At 75.3% G+C, this 21,233-nt stretch carries 16 protein-coding genes; 9 read left to right on the top strand and 7 right to left on the bottom strand.

The annotated features are described in order from the left end of the window. Positions 1-33 precede the first annotated feature (33 nt). Positions 34-1,206 carry an agmatine deiminase family protein gene (locus ACFRMQ_RS08640; RefSeq protein WP_380728377.1) on the bottom strand — a complete coding sequence of 391 codons (1,173 nt, stop codon included), beginning with the start codon at positions 1,204-1,206 and terminating at the stop codon, positions 34-36. 225 nt (positions 1,207-1,431) lie between these two features. On the opposite strand from ACFRMQ_RS08640, the gene ACFRMQ_RS08635 reads away from it, so the two are divergent. After that, positions 1,432-1,836, top strand: a complete 405-nt coding sequence (locus tag ACFRMQ_RS08635) for a cytochrome P450 (RefSeq protein ID WP_380728375.1) — start codon at positions 1,432-1,434, stop codon at positions 1,834-1,836. Between the two features lie 170 nt (positions 1,837-2,006). After that, positions 2,007-3,134: an NADH:flavin oxidoreductase gene (locus tag ACFRMQ_RS08630; protein WP_380728373.1), complete on the top strand. Its 1,128-nt coding sequence runs from the start codon at positions 2,007-2,009 to the stop codon at positions 3,132-3,134. Positions 3,135-3,221: 87 nt separating this feature from the next. On the opposite strand, the gene cysD is transcribed toward ACFRMQ_RS08630, so the two are convergent. Beyond that, a complete protein-coding gene (gene cysD / locus ACFRMQ_RS08625) occupies positions 3,222-4,094 on the bottom strand; it encodes a sulfate adenylyltransferase subunit CysD (RefSeq protein ID WP_380728381.1) in 873 nt (290 codons plus the stop codon). Positions 4,095-4,201: 107 nt separating this feature from the next. After that, on the bottom strand, positions 4,202-4,780 hold the full coding sequence (gene cysC, locus ACFRMQ_RS08620) for an adenylyl-sulfate kinase (RefSeq protein ID WP_380728371.1): 579 nt from the start codon (positions 4,778-4,780) through the stop codon (positions 4,202-4,204). A gap of 94 nt (positions 4,781-4,874) precedes the next feature. Between cysC and ACFRMQ_RS08615 the strand changes: the two genes are divergently transcribed. Then, on the top strand, positions 4,875-5,495 hold the full coding sequence (locus ACFRMQ_RS08615; RefSeq protein ID WP_380728369.1) for a sulfotransferase family protein: 621 nt from the start codon (positions 4,875-4,877) through the stop codon (positions 5,493-5,495). A 13-nt stretch (positions 5,496-5,508) separates the two neighbouring features. Here ACFRMQ_RS08615 and ACFRMQ_RS08610 read toward each other — a convergent pair whose 3' ends face one another. Then, positions 5,509-6,294, bottom strand: a complete 786-nt coding sequence (locus ACFRMQ_RS08610) for a class I SAM-dependent methyltransferase (RefSeq protein WP_380728367.1) — start codon at positions 6,292-6,294, stop codon at positions 5,509-5,511. After that, complete coding sequence (locus tag ACFRMQ_RS08605; RefSeq protein WP_380728365.1) at positions 6,275-8,332, bottom strand: DUF2264 domain-containing protein; 2,058 nt, start codon at positions 8,330-8,332, stop codon at positions 6,275-6,277. The genes ACFRMQ_RS08610 and ACFRMQ_RS08605 overlap by 20 nt, the downstream gene beginning before the upstream one ends. A gap of 185 nt (positions 8,333-8,517) precedes the next feature. Here ACFRMQ_RS08605 and ACFRMQ_RS08600 point away from each other — a divergent pair, with 185 nt between their 5' ends. From ACFRMQ_RS08600 to ACFRMQ_RS08575, 6 genes are all read left to right on the top strand, one after another. Then, positions 8,518-9,447, top strand: a complete 930-nt coding sequence (locus ACFRMQ_RS08600; protein WP_380728363.1) for an SDR family oxidoreductase — start codon at positions 8,518-8,520, stop codon at positions 9,445-9,447. Beyond that, positions 9,447-10,043, top strand: a complete 597-nt coding sequence (locus ACFRMQ_RS08595; protein ID WP_380728379.1) for a non-canonical purine NTP pyrophosphatase — start codon at positions 9,447-9,449, stop codon at positions 10,041-10,043. The genes ACFRMQ_RS08600 and ACFRMQ_RS08595 overlap by 1 nt, the downstream gene beginning before the upstream one ends. Further along, entirely contained in the window at positions 10,028-12,448 is a 2,421-nt protein-coding gene (locus ACFRMQ_RS08590; protein WP_380728361.1) for an MBL fold metallo-hydrolase, read from the top strand. Before ACFRMQ_RS08595 ends, ACFRMQ_RS08590 begins: the two co-directional genes overlap by 16 nt. A gap of 66 nt (positions 12,449-12,514) precedes the next feature. Further along, complete coding sequence (locus ACFRMQ_RS08585) at positions 12,515-13,756, top strand: deoxynucleoside kinase (RefSeq protein ID WP_380728359.1); 1,242 nt, start codon at positions 12,515-12,517, stop codon at positions 13,754-13,756. After that, the gene (gene moaA, locus ACFRMQ_RS08580; protein WP_380728357.1) at positions 13,737-14,771 is read left to right on the top strand and encodes a GTP 3',8-cyclase MoaA; all 1,035 of its coding nucleotides are present in this window, start codon (positions 13,737-13,739) and stop codon (positions 14,769-14,771) included. Before ACFRMQ_RS08585 ends, moaA begins: the two co-directional genes overlap by 20 nt. Before the next feature lie 5 nt (positions 14,772-14,776). Then, the gene (locus ACFRMQ_RS08575) at positions 14,777-15,850 is read left to right on the top strand and encodes a glycosyltransferase (protein ID WP_380728355.1); all 1,074 of its coding nucleotides are present in this window, start codon (positions 14,777-14,779) and stop codon (positions 15,848-15,850) included. 55 nt (positions 15,851-15,905) lie between these two features. Here the strand turns inward: ACFRMQ_RS08575 and ACFRMQ_RS08570 are convergent, their stop codons facing one another. Then, a complete protein-coding gene (locus ACFRMQ_RS08570; protein ID WP_380728353.1) occupies positions 15,906-17,132 on the bottom strand; it encodes a TIGR02679 family protein in 1,227 nt (408 codons plus the stop codon). Further along, positions 17,129-21,226, bottom strand: a complete 4,098-nt coding sequence (locus tag ACFRMQ_RS08565; RefSeq protein WP_380728351.1) for a TIGR02680 family protein — start codon at positions 21,224-21,226, stop codon at positions 17,129-17,131. The genes ACFRMQ_RS08570 and ACFRMQ_RS08565 overlap by 4 nt, the downstream gene beginning before the upstream one ends. Between the last annotated feature and the right edge of the window lie 7 nt (positions 21,227-21,233).

Raw genomic sequence — 21,233 nt, 5'->3', positions numbered from 1 at the left:
GCTCCGACCGCCGGCCCGGCCGGTTCAGCCGGCTCAGCCGGCAGGCTGCTGCTGGGTGGCGCAGTGGATGCCACCGCCCCCCGCCGCGATGTGGTCGATGTCGACCCGGGTGACCGTGCGGCCCGGGTGGAGCTCGCCGATGATGCCGGCCGCCCGGTCGTCGGCGGCCCGGTCCCCGAACCGGGGGACGACGACGCCGCCGTCGCAGACGTAGTAGTTGACGTAGGTGGCGAGGAAGTCCTTGCCCGTCCCCCGGATCAGGCCGGCGTCGGGCTCCGGGAGGTCGACCACCTCGATCGCGCGGCCCTTGGCGTCGGTCTCCGAGCGGAGCACCCCGAGCGCCTGCGCGGAGGCGGTGGTCCAGACGTCCGGCGGGGTGTCGGCGGCGGGCCGGTGCAGGACGACGGTGCCGGGCCCGGCGAAACGGGCGAGCGCGTCGACGTGGCAGTCGGTGATGTCCTGCCCGGCGACGCCCTGGAACCAGATCACCTTCTCGACGCCGAGCAGTTCCCTGAGGCCCGCCTCGATCCGGTCGCGGGACGCGCCCGGGTTGCGGTTGCCGTTGACCCAGGAACTCTCGGTGGCCATCAGCGTGCCCTGCCCGTCCACCTCGATGCCGCCGCCCTCGCCGGTGACCGGCGCCCGGAGGCGGGTGATCCGGTCGTGGTCGAGGAGGCGGCGGGCGACCAGGGCGTCGTCGGCGTGGGTCTGCTTGTCGCCCCAGCCGTTGAAGTTGAGGTCGACCCCGGCGATCCCCTGCGGGCCGGTGACGAAAGTCGGGCCGGTGTCCCGGATCCACAGGTCGTCGACGGCCAGTTCGAGCACCTGGACCGAGGAGCCGCAGGCCCGTCGGGCCTCGTCCGCCTGATCCGGCCGGGCCAGCAGGACGACCTGTTCGAAGCCGGCGACCGCCCGGGCCAGCCCCGCGATGTCCTGCCGGACACCGGGCAGCTGGTCGCCCCAGACCTGCTCCAGCGCCGGCCAGGCCATGAAGGTACGGGTGTGCGGACCGGACTCGGCCGGCATCGCCCACCCGCCCGCCGCCGGGCTTCCGGCCCCGGCCGTGCCCGGGGCCGGGGCCGTACCGGTCGGCCCGGGCTGCTCCTCCCCGCCACCGCCGGAGGAGCAGCCGCCGGTCAGCGCCAGAGCGGCGAGTACGGCCCCGGACCGCAGGAGCGAACGGCGGGGCGGCCGGGGGTGAGCCATGGGGCCTCGTTCCGGTTGGTGTCGGCTTCGGCTCCGCAGGCTACTGACCGGAAAGTCAGAATCCGGTCCGGCGCGCACCAGCCGTTCGGGGGAATCCGTTCCGGCCGGCCGAGGGCGCCGCACGCTCCCGTGCGCCGTGGAGTCCGCCCACGCGCCCCGCTGTCGGGGATGCCCGGGTGGTGCGCCGGGCAGCAGACTGGTCGGCGACCCCGCACCGGAGGAACGATGCCCACCGCCAGCCGCCCACCGGCCCCGCCCGTCGCCCCCGGACGGCTCCCGCTGATCGGCCACGGGCTCGAACTGTGGCGGCGTCCGCTGGAGTTCCTCGACAGCCTCACCGCGTTCGACCCGATCGTCGCCACCCACCTCGACCCCGACCGCCGGCTGCCCGACCGGCCCGTCGTCCCGCGCTGCGCGTTCCTCCCCTTCGGCGCGGGCCACCACCTGCGCATCGGGGAGTCCTTCGCCCGCACCGAGATGACGGCCGTGGCCGCGACGGTGGCCGCCCGCCGGCGGCTGGCCCCCGTCCCGGGCGCGCCGGTCCGGGGCGTCATGACCAGCACCAACCACCCCGAGAACCTCCTCCTGAGGGTGGAGCCGCGCACGAGCCCGGAACGCCGGGCGTCCTGACCAGTGAGGCCGGGGACACGGGCGTGGCGGCGGAAGGCCGCGCCGGCACGTCGTGGCGTGGATCACAGCGGACCCGGCGCGGTGGACGAAATGCCGCGGCCGCCCAGGTGGTTGGCACTGACAGCCGTTTCCGTCCCGGTGCACGCCACCGCTACCCGCGAGGAACATCCATGACCGGCACCGAGCCCTCCGCCTCCCGCGCGGCCGAGATCCTCTCCCGGCCCGTCGCCGTCAACGGGCTGACCGTGCCCAACCGCATCGCGATGGCGCCGATGACGCGCAAGTTCTCCCCCGGCGGCGTACCCGGCGAGGACGTGCGCTCCTACTACGCCCGCCGCGCCGCCGCCGGCGTCGGCCTGATCATCACCGAGGGGACGTACGTCGGCCACGAATCCGCCGGCCAGTCCGACGACATCCCGCGCTTCCACGGCGAGGAGCAGCTCGCCGGGTGGGCCCGCGTCGCCGAGGACGTCCACGCGGCGGGCGGCACCATCGTGCCGCAGCTCTGGCACATCGGCATGGCGCGCAAGCAGGGCGACCCGCCGTTCGCCGACGCCCCCGCCGTCGGTCCGTCCGGCATCCGGCTGGACGGCACCGAGGGGACGGGGCGGGCGATGACCCGGGCCGACCTCGATGCCGTCATCGGCGCCTTCGCCGAGGCCGCCGCGTCCGCCGAGCGGATCGGCTTCGACGGAGTCGAGCTGCACGGCGCCCACGGCTACCTGCTCGACCAGTTCCTGTGGGCCGGCACCAACCGCCGCACCGACGCCTACGGCGGCGACCCGGTCGCCCGGACGACGTTCACCGCCGAGCTGGTCGCCGCGGTGCGCGAGGCCGTCTCCCCGGAGTTCCCGGTGATCTTCCGCTACTCGCAGTGGAAGGCGGAGAACTACGACGCCCGCCTCGCCGAGACCCCCCAGGAGCTGGAGGCGATCCTCACCCCGCTCGCCGAGGCCGGCGTCGACGCCTTCCACGCCTCGACCCGCCGCTACTGGGTCCCCGAGTTCGACGGCTCCGAGCTCAACCTGGCCGGCTGGACCAAGAAGCTCACCGGCCGCCCGGCCATCACCGTCGGCTCGGTCGGCCTCGACGGCGACTTCGACCGCGCGTTCGCGGGCGAGGGCGCGTCGGTCCAGGGCATCGACGACCTGCTCGACCGGCTGGAGCGCGACGAGTTCGACCTGGTGGCCGTCGGCCGCGCCCTCCTCCAGGACCCGCACTGGGCCGCCAAGGTCCTCGCCGGCCGCTTCGGCGACCTGCGCCCCTACGACGCCGCCGCGCTCCGCACCCTGAGCTGACCCCGCCCGAGCGCCCGGCGGGCCCGGCGAAGCCGCCCGCCGGGCCCGGCCGCCGCCTGCGGCGGGGGTGGCCGGGGCCCGCCGCGGTCAGAAGTACCCCTCCCGCTTGCGGTCCTCCATCGCCGCCTCGGAGAGCCGGTCGTCCGCGCGGGTGGCGCCGCGCTCCGTGAAGCGGCAGGCCGCGAGTTCGGCGATGACCTGGGCGGGGGTCGTCGCGCCCGAGTCGACGGCTCCGGTGCAGGACATGTCGCCGACCGTGCGGTAGCGCACCCGCCGGATCTCCAGGCGCTCGCCCTCCCCCGGTCCGCCCCAGGCGCCGGGGGCGAGCCACATGCCCGCGCGGGCGAACACGCTCCGGTGGTGGGCGTAGTAGAGCGCGGGGAGGCCGATGTCCTCCCGCGCGATGTACCGCCAGACATCGAGTTCGGTCCAGTCGGACAGCGGGAAGACCCGGACGTGTTCGCCGGGGCCGCACCGGGCGTTGTAGAGCCGCCAGAGTTCGGGACGCTGGCGCCCCGGGTCCCAGCCGCCGGACCCGTCGCGGATCGAGAACACCCGCTCCTTGGCCCGGGCCCGGTCCTCGTCCCGGCGGGCGCCGCCGAACACCGCGTCGAAGCCGTGCCGCCCGATCGCGGCCGTCAGCGGGACGCTCTGCAGCGCGTTGCGGCTGCCGTCGGGCCGCTCCCGCAGCCGCCCGTCGTCGATGAACTCCTGGACGGAGACGACGTGCAGGCGCAGCCCGTGGGCGGCGACCAGGCGGTCCCGGTGGGCGAGGACCTCCGGGAAGTTGTGCCCGGTGTCGACGTGGAGCAGCGGGAAGGGCAGCGGCGCCGGGCCGAACGCCTTGTGCGCCAGGTGCAGCAGAACGACGGAGTCCTTGCCGCCCGAGAAGAGCAGCACGGGCCGCCGGGACTCGGCCACCGCCTCCCGGACGATGTGCACGGCGTCCGACTCCAGCAGGTCGAGCGGGGCGAGCCCCGAGCCGCTCGGGCCACTCCCACGCCCACCGGGCCCTCCCGTGCCCGCTCCGCCCGTACCCGCTCCGCCGGCCGGAGTCCCGGTGGCCGTCACGGCGCGCACAGCCCCCGGTCGGTCAGCAGGGCGCGCAGGGCCAGGACCGACTCGGCCGGGCTCTGCCGGTCCGTGTCCAGCCTCAGGTCCGGCCGCTCCGGTTCCTCGTACGGGTCGTCCACGCCGGTCAGCCCGGTGAGCAGCCCGGCGCGCTGCCGCGCGTAGAGGCCCTTGACGTCCCGCCGGGCGCAGACCTCGACCGGCGCCGCGACATGGACCTCCAGGTACGCCGTCCCCGACTTCTCGTGCCGCCTGCGCACCGCGTCGCGGGCCTGCGCGTACGGGGCGATGACGGGCACCAGCGCGAGGACGCCGTTGCGGGCGAGCAACTCGGCCACCACACCCACCCGCCGGACGTTGCGGTCCCGGTCGGCCCGCGAGAAGCCGAGGTCGTCCGAGATCAGGCCGCGCATCTCGTCCCCGTCCAGCACCTCGGTCCGGCGGGCCTCGGCGCGCAGCCGTGCGGCGAGGGCCCGCGCGATGGTCGACTTGCCGGCGCCGGGCAGGCCGGTCAACCAGACCGTGGCCCCGGGGGAACCGGTGCGGCGGGCAGCGGAGCGGGACGGATCGTTCACACCCGCTAGAACGAGGCCCGTGCCCCGACGACACGGCGCCGAGCCGCTCGAAGTGCCCCGTACCCCGGAGGAGCCGAGGTCGTTGGGTACCGGTGTGAGCGCATCCTCGTCCCCGCCGGCCCGGTCCTGGCACGGCCGCGACCTCCCGCACCCGCCGAAGGTCTTCGGCATCGGCCTGTCGCGCACGGGCACCCGCTCGCTGACCGCGGCCCTCGGCGTGCTGGGGTTCGACGTCGTCCACTACCCGGTCGACCGGGCCACCCACCGGACGCTGGTGGCCGGCAGCGCGCGGTTCCCGCTGCTCGAATCGCGCGACGGCCTCACCGACATCACCGTCGTGCCGTACTACCAGGACCTCGATCTCGCCTGGCCGGGCAGCAGGTTCGTGCTGACCGTCCGCGAGGAGGAGAGCTGGCTGCGGTCCTGCCGGACGCACTGGGAACGGCCGCTGCCGGACCGGGGCGATGACCGGGACGTCCGCCTCGAACGCGAGGTCCAGCGCTTCCTGCGGGCCGCGGTGTACGGCTGCCACGCGTTCCACCCGGAGCGGTTCCGCCGGGTGTACCGGCGCCATGTCGCCGACGTGACCCGGTACTTCGCCGACCGGGAGGACGATCTGCTGGTCCTCGACGTCGTCGCGGGCGAGGGCTACGAACGACTCGCCCCCTTCCTCGGCGCGCCCGTCCCGGACGAGCCGTTCCCGCGCCTCGACTAGGCCGGCGGCGGCGTTACCTCCTCTTCGCGATCAAAACCTCGGTACGGACGGTCTGTTCGTAGCGGCCGTCGGAGGCGAGGCCGGCCAGCGCCGTCCGCACGTCCCGCTCGAAGGCCTCCCTCCGGCCGCCGAGGCGGGCGGGGGTGAAGGCGGAGTGGGAGAGCTGGAGGCCGATGACCTCGTCGAGGGTGCGGTCGACGCGGTACGTCCAGTGCTCGGCCGTGACGCGGGGGAAGGGAGAACGCCGGAGCGTCTCACGGTTCGACCCCTCCCGCTCCGGACGGGAGCCGCCGTCCGCGCCGCCGGGGAACGCGCGGTACCGGCCCCGCACCTCGTCCACGGCGCGGGACCACTCCGTCCCGGACGGTCGCGTGGCGACGAGGACGACCCCGCCCCGGGGGTGGACGAGACCGTCGAGGTCGGCGAGGACCCGCTCGCGGGCCATCCAGTGGAACGACCTGCCCATGACGCAGAGGTCCAGCGGAGGAAGGCCCAGCGCGCGCAGGCCGGAGGAATCGCCTTGTCTCCACCGGATGTTGTCGATGTTCCGCCGCTCGGCCGCCGCCCGCCCTTCCCGGAGCATGCCCGGTTCCGGGTCCACGGCGATCACCCGGGCGACCAGCCGGGACAGCGGGAGGGCGAGGGTTCCCGGTCCGCTTCCGAGGTCGAGGACCGTCTGGGTCCCGTTCAGCCCGAAGTCCTCGGCGAGGAGGCCGAAGAGCTCCCCCGGGTACGGCGGCTGGTAGCGGGCGTAGTGCGCCGCGCCGGAGGCGAAGATGTCACGCGGGGTGGCGGACACCAGGACCTCCGACGACCGGCCGGGGCGCACCGGGCCTGACCAGCCAGGACGCGTGGCCCGGCAGGTCCAGCCGCACGGCTGGCCCGTCGAGCGCCACCGAGAGCCCCGGGGGAGGCAGCTCATGGGCGGACTCCCCGCCGCGCGCCGTGAGCAGGACGGCGGACACGTGGATCGATTCCCGCAGCGGCGCCGCCGTCGTGCCCGGGGAGGCCGTGAGGGCGGCCGAGCAGTACGGCACGGCGGAGTGCGGCCCGAAGGCGTTCGAGCCCTGCCCGTGCCGGACGTGCGCCGCCGTCCACCCGTACAGCCCGGCGATGGCGCTGACCAGCCCGTCGTCACGTCGTACGGTGGCGCGGGTGCCGCTGACGCCGGCCCTCGGCGGATTCCGGTCCGCGAGCGCGTAGCCGCCTTCGCGGAGCGTGTGGCCCGGCGGTGCGACCACCCGGTGGACCCTCACCTCCCAGGCGCCGATCACGAGGGACACGCTGTCGATGCGGCAGGCGGCCGGCAGCGCGTCCTCGTCCATCCGGGGCCGGTGCCAGGACGCGGCGTAGTGGTCGGTGACGGCGACGCGGTGGATGCGCTCGCGCCGGGAGACCTGGCCGCTCGGCGAGACGAGGGCGATGTGGTTGTCGAGGCGCTGCTCCTGTGCGGCGCCGCCGACCTCGGGGCCGGTCCGGGTGGAATAGGCGAACTTCGCGTAGTGCGGGTCGTCGCGCCGCGTGCCCGGCGGTGCGACCAGGTAGTGGCTCCCGTGGTTGAGCAGCCGGACCAGGCCGTCCTCGCGGGTGCCGTGGACGAGGAATCCGGGCACCGGGAGCGCCGTCGGGCGCCCGGCGCGCTCGACCGGCGGCTCCTCCTCGGGAGCCGTCCAGACGGGGTGGTCCGCGGGGAGCAGCAGGCCGAGGAACCCCTTGCTCGCGGCGTACGGCGAGCCGGGGCCGCTGTAGGCCTGGGCGGAGGGCCGGAACTCGCCGTACCAGCCCAGCGGCAGCAGCCCCCGCGCGTCGGGCGCCCCGTGGCGGACGAAGTGGCGCAGCGTCGCGCTCGCGAGCCGGCGGGTGAGGCCGGGCGGCAGTGGCGTCGCGTCCTCCAGGGCTCCGAGCCACAGCGGGGCGAGGCAGGCGAACCGGTAGGAGAGCGAGCGTCCGTGGTGCACGGGCGCGCCGTCCGCGCCGAAGAGGTGGACGTACTGGGCCAGGTAGGCGTGCAGGCGCTGCCGGTAGACGGCGGCGCGGGCGCCGGCCCGGGGTCCGGCCATCCGGCTCCAGAGCAGCGTGTAGTAGTGGAAGCCCCAGGCGTTGTAGTAGTCGAAGCGCTCTCCGGCCTCGTACGTCGACTCCCCCTGGTGGACGGTCCCGTCGCCGTCGTCGCGGTAGTCGCCGCGCCGGGTCGGGCCGTCCTGGTACCAGCCGTCGCCCCGGTACCACTCGTCGACGCGGTCCAGCCCCGCCTCGATCCCGGTGCGGTCGCCGAGGGCGCCCACGGAGTCGAGGAACTCCTCCACGACGACCCGGAAGAGCACGTGGTTGTTGTCCCGGGTGCGGCGGCCGACCGCCTGGGACAGCCAGTCGACGAGCGGGCCCCGCGTCGTCGGGGGCAGCCGGTCCCAGAGCCAGGGCCGGGACAGGTGCAGCCCGACCGCGATGGACGCCGCCTCCACGATCTGCTGGGAGCAGTCGGCGATGTCCGGCCAGGCCCCGGGGCCGTCCCGGCGGGCGCCGGCGGCCAGGCCGAGCGCCCAGCGCTCGGTGCGGCCGGCCGGGTCCGCGCCCTCGGCTCCGGCCAGTCGGACGGCGCCGAGGAGGAACGCGCGGGCGAAGCCCTCCAGGCCGTCGGCCTCCGGGCCGGACCAGCTCGCCGCACCGGGTGGTGCCACGGCGGCCCCGTCCGGGCGGGTGAAGGGCAGCAGGGCGTCCAGCAGGCGGTCGGCGACGGCCTCCCAATGGGCTCGTGTCCAGCCGGTGCGCGGCGACAGCCGGCGGTCCTCGGGAGGCACCGGGACTCCCGGGGCGGCGGGCATGGCGGGCGGGGGCATGGGCGCTCCTCCGGCTGGCGGGGCGGGGGTTCGAGGGGGCGGAGCAGGGGGCGGAGCAGGGGGCGTGCCGGGGCCTGCTGGGGACGGGCTGGGTTGCGGCGCGTATCACCACGTGCACCATAAGTCACAGGCAAGCGGTTCGTCCGGAGACTGATCGCCGTCGCTCCAAGCCGAGGAGGCGGGACATGGCGCCCCACCCCGAACCCGCGAAGACCCTCCCCCCAGCGCGCCGGGGCCTCGCGAACACGACCTGCGTGATCACCGGAAGCGCGTCGGGCATCGGCCGCGCCGTGGCCCACGCCTTCGCCGGCGCGGGGGCCCACGCCGTCCTGGTGGACCGGGACGGCGACGGGCTGCGCCGCGTCGCCGCCGAACTCGCCCCGGCGGCCTCCGTGGTGGTGGGCGACATCTCGCGGCACGCGGACTGCCGGGAGGCGGCGCGGGCCGCCGGAGCGACCAGGCGGCCGGTCCGCTCGCTCGTCAACTGCGCGGCGGACTTCCTGGCCCTCGGCGAGGGCGCGGAACCGGCGGACTGGGACCGGAGCCTGGGCGTGAACGTCAAGGGCAGCGCGATGATGACGTCGGCCCTGGCACCCCTGCTGCGCACGGCGGGCGGGGCCTCGGTGGTCAACGTCGCCTCGGTCTCGGGGCACGTCGCCCAGCCCGGCCAGTGGACGTACAGCGCGGGCAAGGGAGCGCTGCTCGCGCTGACCCGCTGCCAGGCGCTCGACCTCGCCGACGACGGCATCCGGGTCAACAGCGTTTCGCCGGGCCTGATCTGGACCCCGGAGACAGACCGGATGACCGGTGGCGACCGGGCCCGCTGGGGGCCCGTGCTCGGCGACCACCACATCCTGCGGCGGGTCGGACAGCCGGAGGAGGTCGCGGCCGCGGTGCTGTTCCTCTGCGGGCCCGGCGCGTCGTTCATCACCGGCGCCGACCTTCCGGTCGACGGCGGCTACCTGGCGATGGGCCACAGCAGGTCGGAACCCGAGGCGCTGCCGGGGCGAACGGACGCGACGGCACACCCCCGGCGGCAATCGGCCTCTCCGGCCCGGCCCTCGCGAACGGACGCACCGGCGCCACCCCCGCGAGCGGACGGAACGCGCGCGTGATGCGGGCCGTCCTGGCGACCGGCAATCCCCGCAAGGCGGCCGAGATCGTCGAACTGCTCCACGGGGTACTGGACTTGACACCCAGACCCGGCTGGCTTCCCGAGGTCGTCGAGAACGGGACGACGGTCGAGGAGAACGCCTTCCTCAAGGCCTCGGCCGCGGCCCTGGCGACCGGTCTGCCCGCCGTGGCCGACGACACCGTGATGGAGGTGGACGCCCTGGGGCGCGCCCCGGGGCTGCTCTCGGCCCGCTACGCCGGCGAGGGCGCGGGCGAGGCCGCGAACGTGGCCAAGGTGCTCGCCGAGATGGCGGGCGTCGCCGCCCCGCGGCGGGGGGCCCTGGTGCGCACCGTGGCGCTGCTCTGCTACCCGGACGGGCGGCGGGTGGTCAGCGAGGGGACCGCCCGGGGACGGATCACCGAACACTGTCTGGGCGACCACGGGTTCGGCTACGACGCCGTGTTCGTACCCGACGACGGCGACGGACGCACGCTCGGCCAGATGACGGCGGCGGAGAAGGCGCGCCTGTACTGCCGGGGGCGCGCCTTCCGAGGCCTGGCCACCAGGCTGAAGAGGGCGGCATGCCAGTCACGCTAGAGCTCGGCGGACACGCGACGGTCCTGATCCGGGCGGACGCCTTCACCCTGCTGTGCGACCCCCACCTGCACGACAGCTACCGCGGCGGCCTCCTCGGCTTCGCCCCGGCCCGACGGGTCCGGCCGGACGCGCTGCCCCGGCCCGACGCGGTGTGGATCTCCCACTCCCACCGCGACCACTTCGACCCCGCCTCCCTGGCCCGCCTCGACCGGACACTGCCGGTCCTGCACCCCGACGACCCGAGGATCGCGCACGCCCTGCGCCGGCTCGGCTTCCGCGACACCTCCGTGGTGCGCGACTGGACGGTGTTCAACCCGTACCCCGGGGTCGAACTGACGTGGACGCCCTCGACCGTGGCCGTCCCCGAACACGGACTCTCGCTCCGCACCCGGGACGCCTTCGTCTGGCACCTGGTCGACAGCCTGGTCACCCCCGCGTGGGTGGAACGGCTGCTCGCCGACGGGCCGCCGCCGGACGTCCTGCTGACCCCCTGCCAGCCGATCGAGGAGACCCGCAGCGTGGAGGGCGTCCCGCCCGGCGCGGACGCGGCCTGGTCCGATCCGCTGACGGCGCTGATGGCGCGGGTCCGCCCCGCGCACGTGGTCCCGCTGCCGGAGGGGCAGTACGGGCTGGGCGACGCGGCCTGGCTCAACGGACACAAGTTCCCGGTGCCGCCCCGCCTGGTCGACCGGGCGCTGCGCGCGGACGACCCGGAGCGCCGGGTGCTGCGCCCCGGCCCGGGAGACCGGCTCACCGTGGCGGGCGGGACGGTGCGATGGGAGGAGTCCGCCGTGGACTGGGTGCGGGCCACGGACGAGCCGCGCGACCGCAGTTACCGTCCGGGGAGCTGGATCGGTGCGCTCGCGGCGCGGCGGCGGGCGGGCGCGGTGGACGTTCCACGGGCCGCCGCCGCCTTGGACCGGCTGCTCACCGGAGCCCCCGGGTCGGTGCCCGGCACGGGCCCGGTGACGGTGCCCGGCCTCGCCGGCCTCGCTGCGGCCGCCCCGGGACGGCTGCGCGCCACCGCCTACCGCCTCGTCACCGTGGGCGCCGACGCCGAACCCCTCGCGGAGCGGACCGTACGGCTGGACGTCGACGGCACCCTGTCCCCGCTGCCACCGGAGAGCGTGCCGGACATCGAGGTGGCGGTCTCCGCCAGCGATCTGGACGACCTGCTCGACGGCCGGCTCGGCTACTCCGCCGCGCAGTACGGCGGACGGCTGCGCGAGGTGCGGCCCGGTCTGGCGGCCGATCCCGGCGCCTGCCCCGCCGTCGTCACCAGCCGTCACGACCCGGTCCCCGCCGACGGGGTGGTGGCGCTGTCCGGGATCGGCCTGTTCGCCCTCCTGCTGCGCGCGCGGCTCGGCTCGGCGCTGGTGGAACTGGACCGCGAGCTCGACACCCGGCTCCAGGACCGCCCGGTGCGCCCGCCCGCCACGGCGCGGGCCCGCGTCCTTCCCCCGGCCCTCAGGCCCCAGTCGCCTCCCTCCGCCCCGGAACCGTCTCCCTCCCTGCCGGAACCGCCTCGCTTCTGGCCGCGCATCGCGCGCTGCCTGGCGCGCGGCGAGGACCCGTCCGCCGCGTCCGGGACGTTCACCGACGCCGGCCGGGTGCACTACCTCGGCGTCCTCGGGCGCGCCGAGTGGCCCGCGCCCACGCCCGCGCCCGGCTCCGCGTCCTCGTCCTCGTCCTCGTCCTCGCACGGGCCGGACGACGGCGTCGGACTGCTCGTGCCGGCGAGCCTGGTGGAGGCCCAACCCCACCTCGGCGGCGGGGTGCGGTTCCCGGACGCCTCCTACCGGCAGCTACTCGCCAACATCGAGCGCTCCCCCGTCCGCCGTTGGCGGGTGTCGACGGCGCTTCCCGCCGGGGTGCGGGTCCCCCGGTGGCGCGCGGCCTCCCTGTTCCCCGTCTCGGTCGAGCGGCTCCGCGCCGACCTGACCCGCCGGGGGTGGGACGGTGAGCTGCTCGGCCCGGACGGTCCCCTGCCGGTCACCACGGGCGGGGCCGAGCGCGACTGGTGGCTCGGCGTGCCCCCGCCCGAGGGACCACCGGGTGACCGGCACGCCCTGGTCCTGCGGGAGTCGCCGGGGTGCCGGCTGCACGGACTCGTCGAGACGGGCCCCGGGCCGGAACAGCCGGAACAGCCGGACCCGGACGGCGCGGTGGCGCGACAGCCCGCATTCCGGGTGTGGGCGGCGCCGCCCTGCCCGCCGACGCCACCGGAGGCCGTCCTGCACACGCTGCTCAGCGGCGATGTGCGGTTCTCCTGGCTGCTGCCGCCCCGGGAGACCGTCAGGACGGCGGGACGGGCGGTCGATCCGGTCGCCTTCGCGGAGCGCGTCGCCCTGCTCGCCCTGGCCGAACTGGCGCGCCGGGCCTACCCGGAGACCGACGCGGTCTGACCCCGGCGGCTTCCGTCCGCCCCCGACAGCCTCCGAAGCTCCTTCCGACCGACCGCGAGGACCGTGATGCTCACCGAACCGCCGCCCAGGACGCTCGCCGAACTGCCGCCCGGGCACCGCCCGGACCACCTCCGCGCCGCGTGTGTCGTCCTCGACGCCCGGGGGCGGGTCCTGCTCGCCGAGCCGCGGTCGGCCGACGGGCGGGCCGGCCTGCCGTGGGCCGTCGTGCCGCCGGGGACCACGGCCCGGGAGGCCGCCGCGCAGGTCGTCCGCCGCGCCTGCCGCCGACGGGTGGCCGCGGACCGGCTGCGCTACCTCACCGAACTCCACCTCCCGCCCGGCCCGCACGGTGAAGTGCCCTACGACCTCCGGGTGTTCACCCACCGCTGGGCAGGCGCCGACCGCCGTGCCACGACCGGCCCGGAGCTCCGCTGGCTCCCGCTGGAGTCCGTCACCGGGGACGGGGACGGACTCGACCCGGTGGCCGCGCACTGCCTCGGTGAGCTGCGGCGCCCCCGCCCGGTGAACGCCTCGGACGGGGAGGCCCTGAGACCCGAGGCCCGGACCCTCGCCGACATCGAGGACGAGGCCCGGCGGCTGATCGACCCCGTCCCCGCCCTGTGGCGCAGGGACGGGGCGTCCCGCGTGGTGGTCATCGGCCCGCCCGCCGTCGGCAAGAGCACGCTGCTGAAGCGGCACACCGCCCGCGCTCCGGACGCCGAGCACGTGCGGGACATCGTCCCGGTGAACCGGGGCCGGAGCCTGAGCCGGGAGCAGGGTCCGGACAACTACCTGACCCGCTACCTGCGCGGCGACGACACCTCGGGGTTCTTCTGCCAGATGGAGACCCTGCTGCTGCGGGTCCTGCAGAACCTCCGCACCGACGAGACCGGCGTCATGGACCAGGACGTGCACAGCTCCCTGGCCTACGCCAAGGCGCTCCGGCTGAGCGGCGCCCTGGACGCCCGGCAGTACGAGACGTACTACCGCTACCACCACCTGATCACCTCCGCGCTGCCACCACCCGAGGCGGTGGTGCACCTGACCGCCCGCACCGACGTGCTGATGCGCCGGCTCCGCCGCCGCGACCGCGTCCTGGAGCGCTCGTTCACCAGCTCCTACGTCTCCCTGGTGGCCCAGTGCTTCGAGGACGTGGCCGAGGAGCTCGCCCCGCGGATCCCCGTCCATCACCTCGACACCTCCGACATGAACCCCGACCAGGTGCTGGCGCGCTTCGAGGAACTGCTCCCGGTGCGCACCGGCCCCGCCACCCGAAGGACCGACCGACATGACCAAGCCCAAGGCTGACTGGCGCAACCCGGGACCCGCCCCGACCAGCGGCCCGCTCATCGACACGTTCGGCCGGATCGGCGGCGACCTGCGCATCTCCGTGATCGACAAGTGCAATCTGCGCTGCACCTACTGCATGCCGGCCGAGGGGCTGCCCTGGCTGGAGAAGGAGGAACTGCTCACCGTCGACGAAATCGACCGGCTCGCCCGGCTGTTCCACTCCCTCGGGGTGCGCGACTTCAAGATCACCGGCGGGGAGCCGACCGTCCGCCGGGAGCTGCCCGAGATCGTGGCCCGCGTCTGCGCGCTGGGGGGGGTGGACGTCTCCATCACCACCAACGGGCTGCTGCTGGACCGGCTGGCCCGTCCCCTGCGGGACGCCGGGCTGCGCCGCATCACGGTGTCCTGCGACTCGCTGATGAGGCACCGGTACGCCGAGATGACCCGCCGGGACGCCTTCGACAAGGTGACCGCGGGGCTGGAGGCGGCCCGCGAGGCGGGCTTCGACCCGATCAAGATCAACTGCGTGGTGATCCGCGGCAGCAACGAGGACGAGGCCGTCGACTTCGCCTCGCTGGCCCGCGAGGGCGGCTACGACGTGCGCTTCATCGAGTACATGCCGCTGGACGCGGAGCGCACCTGGGAACGGGAGAAGGTCGTCCCGGCCGCCGAGACGCTGGCGGCGGTCTCCTCCGCCTACGACCTGACCCCCGTCGCCCAGGACGCGCCACAGCCGGCCACCGCCTTCCGCTTCACCGACGGAGCGCCCGGGGTGCTGGGCTTCATCCCCTCGGTGACGAAACCCTTCTGCGAGAGCTGCAACCGGATGCGCACCACGGCCGAAGGGGCCTTCCGCGTCTGCCTGTTCGCACTGGAGGAGACCGACCTTCGCACCGCGCTCCGCTCCGGTGCCGACGACGCCGAGCTGGAACGCCTGGTCCGCGAGGCCCTGTGGCACAAGTGGCCTGGACACAAGATCAACCACCCGGACTTCGTCCGGCCCGACCGCAGCATGTCGATGATCGGCGGCTGACCACCGTGAACGGCCGTGTGGTCTCCTTCACCTGGGGCCGGGGGCTGGGCCACGTCTCCCGCCAGATCGCCGTGCACAGCGAACTTCGCGGGCTGGGCCGGGACTCCCTGCTCCTCACCGAACGGGCCCAACGGCTGATCGACGACTACGGATTCACCCAGACGGTCCTGCCCACCGACGCCGACAGCCTGGTCGGCGAACCCCTGCACGGCACCGGCCCCCGGGTGGACCACGGCCTCGCCCGGGTCATGGTCGCCCGGGTCCTGCGGCCCGACGACGCGGTGCTCCACGACGTGACGGTGCAACGGGAGTTGTACGACCGCGCCGCCCGGCTCGGCTGCCCGCAGTTCCTGGTGCACCGCTTCCAGCGCAACCACCCCGAGCCGCCCGCCTGGGTGGCCCGCCACGCGCCCGCCATCGGCACGATCTACCTGCTGGGCGAGCCGGGGCGGGCGGAGACCGTCCACGGGGTGCGCGTGCTGGGGGTGCCCCACGTCGTGCGGCCACTGCTCGACGACCGCTCCCCCTGGCCCGAGGACACCCCCGCCCTGCGGATCGCCGTGGTGGCCGGCGGCGGCGGCCACCACGACGCACCCGGCTTCCTCACGGCCGCGCTGCACGGCATCCGCGAGTACGCCCGCCACCGGCACACCGCCACCGACGTCGACGTCCTGGTGCTCACCGGCCCGCACTTCGACGGCGCCGTCCTCGTCCCGCCCGGCATGCCCGGCCCGGTCCGGGTCCGCCCCTACCTGGGCCCCGCCTACGACGTCTACCGCCACGCCCACGCCGCCATCACCCACGCCGGCTACAACACCGTGCAGGAACTCGTCCGCTCCGGCGTCCCGGCCGTCGCCGTCCCCGGCGTCCGCGACTTCGACGACCAACGCGTCCACCTCCGGGCCGCCGCCGGCCCCAACGTCGTGGTCGCCGCCCCCGACGCCCACACCGTCGCCCACGCCCTCACCGAAGCCCTCCACCCCCCGGCCACGACACCCGGCCACCCACCCGCCGCCCCGACCCGCCCGGCCGACGGCGCCACCCGCATCGCCCACGACCTGATCGCCGCCACTTCCTGATCCGGCGAAGCGGCGGTGCGACAGCGGCCCTCATCCCTTCGAACGGTCTTGTTTCCTACGCCTGTTGATGCTTCGTCAGATCTTCGAGGAGGAGGTCCGCGACCACCTCCTCGACCACGGCGACGCGAAGGCCGGCCATGGAGTCGACGAGCCCCTGGTCCCATGGTGCGGGCGTCAGGCGCCCCGGGTCGGGGCCCGAGGGGACCCGCGGCACGGCGGCACGGTAGTCGTCGGCCGCCATCCGCCAGGCAGTGGCGCCGGTCTTGGCCATGACGTGGGCAGCGATACGGATGCCCTCGCCGTCGAAGTCGCCGTGGTAGCGCAGGGACGCGCCGTCGCCGGCGAGCCGGCGCAGCAGGTGGATCACGGCGGTGTTGGGCCAACCGGAGGTGCAGACCAGCGGCGGGCACCGCGGGCCGAATCGCCCCAGGGCCAGGGCGAGCACGCTGGGGTTCTCGGTGATGTGCACGGGCCCTGGGGGACCGGTGAATTCGCCGGGTGAGCGCAGTTGGGCGAGAGTGAGGCTGACGGGGTGGCCGGCCCTGGCGCAGATCCGGGAGATCTCCGCCACCGGGCCTCCTCCCCCGGGCCGGAGACCGGCGGCGAGCACCGTGGCGGACAGCTCGTCGTCGGCCACGCCGGCTCGGCTCCAGAGCGCGCGCCGCGCTTCCGCCGCTTCCGGTACGTCGGTGCCGTACAGCACCGCCAGTGCCCGCAGGACCAGGGAGGACAGCCGGGTCCCGTCGTCGAGGGCGTGGGAGTCGCCGTCGAGGAGGCGGGCGGCGAGGACCGGCAGCGGCTCACCGCCCGCCGGGAGCGCCGCGAGGACGGTCAGCGCGGCGGTGATCAGGCCCCGGGTGCGGTCCGGTGAGCCGTCGACGAGGCCGGTGGCCCGCACCTGGCCGACCCAGTCCAGGAGCGCGGGTTGGGCGGTGACCACCTCGTGGCCGGCCAACCACTCCCACAGGGCCTCGCGTTGGCCCGTCCTGTGGTCGCGCTCGGCGGCCCGGTCGTGGATCGGGCCGAGGATCGCGGTCACCACGTCCCGGACGGGTCGGCCACAGGCGTCCAGCACGGCACTGTCGAGCCCGGCGAGGGCGATCGTCGGTTCGGCGCCGGGGAGCCGGTCGAGTCCCAGGAGGTCGGCCAGTGCCTCCCGGCCGGCCTCGTCGAGCGGTCCGGACCGTACCCGGCTGACCGGGCGGCCGGTCGAGAGACGGCCGTGAACGGCCGACCAGAGGGGTCGGAGCTCGGGGAGGTCGAGGGGGTGGCGGTCCGTCATGCCGGTTCTTCCGTGTCGGCTTCGTCGGGCAGCAGGTCGGTGCCCGTCCAGGTGAAGCGGGCACTGGTGACGGCGTCGTCGCCGTCGCCTCCGGTGATCAACTGGTGGACGGCGATGCCGGAGAGCTCCCGGTAGGTGCACCACTCGTGGTCCGAGGTGAGGACCAGGTCGAGGTCGAGCGCCGCGAGGAGGGCGAAGACCTGCCCGCGGTTGACGGTGTCGACGCCGACGAAGACCTCGTCGAGCAGGATCAGCCGCGGCGCGTCCGGCACCGCCTCGTAGTGCGCGGCGACGGCGGCGAACAGCGGCAGGTGGAGGGCGATGGCCTTCTCACCGCCCGAGAGCGCGCCGTGGAGCTTCTTGGTCAGCAGCTGCCACCCGGAGCCGTTGGCGCGGTCCAGCTTGACGACGAACTGGTGCCAGGCCGTGTAGTCGAGGACCTCGGCGAGCTGTTCCTCCCACGTCGCCGCCGTGTTGCGGGTCTTGGCCTCCTCGATGCGGCCCCGGAAGAAGGCGTGCAGGGCCTCGCGGTCGGCTTCGGTGATCCGCGCCGGGTCCTTGAGCAGCAGCTCACGGGCCGTCCGGGTGCCGGCGGGCAGGTCGGGGTGGATCTGCCACACCAGACGGACAGCCACCCGTGAGGCGGTGCGGACCCGTTCGAGGTGGCCGTTCATCCGCTCGACGAGTTCGCCGGCCTGACGGATCCGGGAGGCGAGGTGGCGGCGGGTGTCGCCGGTGAGGGTCCGGTCGAAGAGGCCGCGCTCGGCGGCGGTGATGTCGTCCTGACTGCGGTCACGGTCGCCGGTGAGGATCGCGAGGAGACCGGTCGCGCCGACCCTGATGCCGTCGACGGTGGCGGTGAGGACGTGGACGTCCTCCTCCGCTTCGAGCTCCAGGTCGGCGCGGCTGCTGAGGCTCTGGCGGGCCCGGTGGACGGCCTCGGAGAGACGGTTCAGCGAGTCGCCGAGATTCCTGATGCCGTGCGCCAGACCCGGCCAGGCCGCAGCGGTCTCGCGGGCCGCCTCGAGGGTGGCGCGGGTGCCGTCCACGGCGGTGAGGACGAGCCCGAGGCCCGCGTCCTCCGGGAACCCGAGGACGCACAGGCGCCGGAAGCCGTGGGCGGCCTCGTTCCGGTCCGTCACGGCGTCGTCGCGCCGGGCCGCGTCCTGGGCCGTGGTGGCGCCCAGCGCGCCGATCCGGCCTTCGAGGGCGAGGAGCGACCGGTTGCTGGTGTCGATCTCCTGGCGGGTCCGGTCGAGCGACTTTCGGAAGTCGCCGATCCGGGCGGCCACTTGGCGGTAGTCCTCGCCGACGGTGCTCTCGACGGCCCGGAGCGCGGATCGGAGCCCGCGAGCGGCGGCCTCGGCGGCCTCGGCCTCGCCCAGGCTCTCGGCTGCCGCGTCCCGGGACGCCTCGGCGTGGCTACGGGCGGTGTCCCAGGTGTGCTGGGCGGCCGCCCAGGCCAGGTGGGTGTCGAGCCAGAGGTCGCCCTGTTCACGCAGCGCGTCGACCGCCGTGGCGGTCGCGTCCAGGGCTGCGCGTTCGGTCGGCAGGGCGTGCTCGGCCGAGGCGACGGCGAGTACCCGCAGCGTGCCCGCGACCGCCTCCTCCTGTCGCGCGAGCCGTTCGACGGCCTCGCGTACGGCGTCCTCGCGGGCACCCACCTCGGACTCGGACCGTTCCCAGGCGCGCCTGGCCTGTTCCACCTCCCGGTGGTGCGGCCGGGAGCGGAGGTCGGCACCGAGCCGCGTCCGGCGGTCGGCAAGGGCGCGCAGCCGCGTCTCGAAGCCGGTGACGCCGGCCTCGGCCTCGGCCAGTTCGGCGGTGAGTTCCGCGGTCCGTCGCTGCCTGGCGCGTTCCCGGGCCGCGGCGCCGATGTGGCTGGACTCCACCTTGGTCCAGGAGCCGACCACCGTCGCCAGCCGCCAGCTTCCGTCGGCCGCCACGGCGGCCGGGTGGCCCGCCGGGAGCGTGGGGCCGTAGGCGATGCCGGCCAGCAGCCTCTGCACCCGGCCCGACGGCACGGGGCCGTCGGGTTCCGGAGCGAGGACGTCGAGCAGCGAGGGCCCCTGTGCGGGAAGGGCCGATGCCGGGTCCGCGAAGGTGTCGTGTCCGGCGACGACGAGGCCTCCGTCGGGGGTCATCCAGGCGTCGAGCAGGCCGGCCGCTTCCAGGGCCGCTTCGATGCCCGCCTGGTCGGCGGGCGGCACGTCCGGCCGGAACGCCAGCAGTCGCCACAGGGGCGCACCCGGCAGGACCGACCGGTCGGCCGTGCGGGTCCGCGGCGGCACCGGCGGGAGATCCGCCGCGGCAGCGGTGCGCTCCAGCTCCTGGACGACCAGGTCACGCCGGGCGCGGGCGCCGTCCCGGCCGACGCGGGCGGTCGTCTCGTCCGCGGTGATGGAGCTCTCCACGGCCCGGGCGGCTGCTTCGACCAGCGCGAGGACATCGGTCTCGACGGCGGCGCGGGAGGCGACTTCCTCGACGTCGTCGATCGTCAGCTCGGTGCAGTCGGCCGTCGCCCACCGGCGCAGCCGGTCGGCGTGGGCGTCGACGGCCGTCTCGTAGGCGTGGGCGGTCCCCTCGCGCTTCGTGGTCGCGTCGGCCAGCCGTTCGCGTGCCGCGTCGAGGTACCGCTCCGCCGCCGTCCGGTCCGCGAGGGAACGCTCGTGACGCTCCACGGCGGTGCGGACCTCCGCGATCTGGCCGTGCCGCGAGACGGCCGCTCCGCGCAGCAGGCGGCGTGCCGTGCGTCCTTGCTCCTGCGCGTCCCCGGACGGGCCCGGTGCGGTGCCGAGCAACGTCTGCACCTCGGTGCAGACGGACTCCATGGCCGCTCGCCGCGCCGCGCCGCGCGTCTCCTCGCGGGCCACGCGGGTGTGCTCGGCCCGTTGCTCCGAACGCAGCCGTGCGTCCTCGGCGCGCCCGGCGTCCTCGTCGGCGGCCTGAGCCTTCCGGTCGGCGGCGGCGCGGGCACGGGCGGCGCTACCGGCGGCCTGATCGGCCCTGCGACGGAGCTGGTCGAGCTCCTGCCCCTGCCGGTAGGCCTCGGAGTCGAGCAGTCCCTCGATGGTGCCCTCGATCTCCTGCCGCCGGTGTTCGAGCTCCTCCCGTGCCCCTCTGTCCTCGTCGCGCCGGCGCAGGGCCCCGGCGTGCTCCTGCTCGCTCTCCCTGGCGATGCGGGTGAGGCGGTCCATCTCGGTCGTCGCGGAGATGAGCGCCGCCGCCCCGGCGCGCAGGACGCGCTGGGCGTAGCCGCGCTGCTGGGCCGCGACGGCGGTGGCCGCGGCCACCTCGTCGTCCAGGGCGTTCAGGTGCTCGCGCTGCCGGTCGAGGCGTTCGAAGCCCTCGGCCAGTTCGGTGATCTCTCCCTGGCCGAGCGGGGGCAGGGCCCGCGAGAGCAGGGAGGACAGCAGCGACGGGTCCAGGCGCTCGGAGAGCTTGGGGGTACGGAGCTGGAGCAGGGCGGTGATCAGGGCGTCGTAGCGCTGCTCGCTCAGTCCGGGGAAGAGCGTGCTCCGGACCGTGTTGCGGTAGTCGGTCGGTGATCCGTGCGGCTCGCCCCGGCCTCGCAGGGCTTCGGCCAGCGCGGCGCGGGTGAGCGGCTGGCCCGCGTCGTTGACCAGGGAGAGACCGCCGGGCCGGTCGATCCGCGCGTCGGTGGTGAAGTAGTCGACGGTGACACCCGTGGTGTGCACGCTCGCCTGGAGCCTGGCGCCGCAGGTGAAGTGGGCGGGACCGCCGGTCTCCCCTCCGTCGTCGCGGACGAACTCCAGCCACACGTACCCGACGCGGGTCTTGCCCGAGGCGCCCTCGCCCATCAGGTTCCAGTGCATGGTGCGCTCGGAGCCCCCGAAGGTGGACAGCCGGTTGGGGCGCAGGCTGGCGTCCAGCAGGAACGGCAGGAGCACCTCCAGGGCCTTGGACTTGCCGGTGCCGTTCTGCCCCCGCAGGAGCAGCCGGCCCTCGTGGAAGGTGAAGGTCTCGTCGTAGTAGCGCCAGACGTTGAGGATGCCGGCCCTGGAGGGCTGCCACCGCACTGCCGCGGCCTCCGTCGGGAGCTCGGAGCGCTGCGGGACCTGTGTCACGGTCATCGGAAGT

Origin of the sequence: Kitasatospora sp. NPDC056783, from assembly GCF_042789895.1 — a bacterium.
Taxonomy (GTDB): domain Bacteria; phylum Actinomycetota; class Actinomycetes; order Streptomycetales; family Streptomycetaceae; genus Kitasatospora.
The sequence above is the reverse complement of the archived record's forward strand: the minus strand, read 5'-3'. Positions and strand labels throughout refer to the sequence as shown.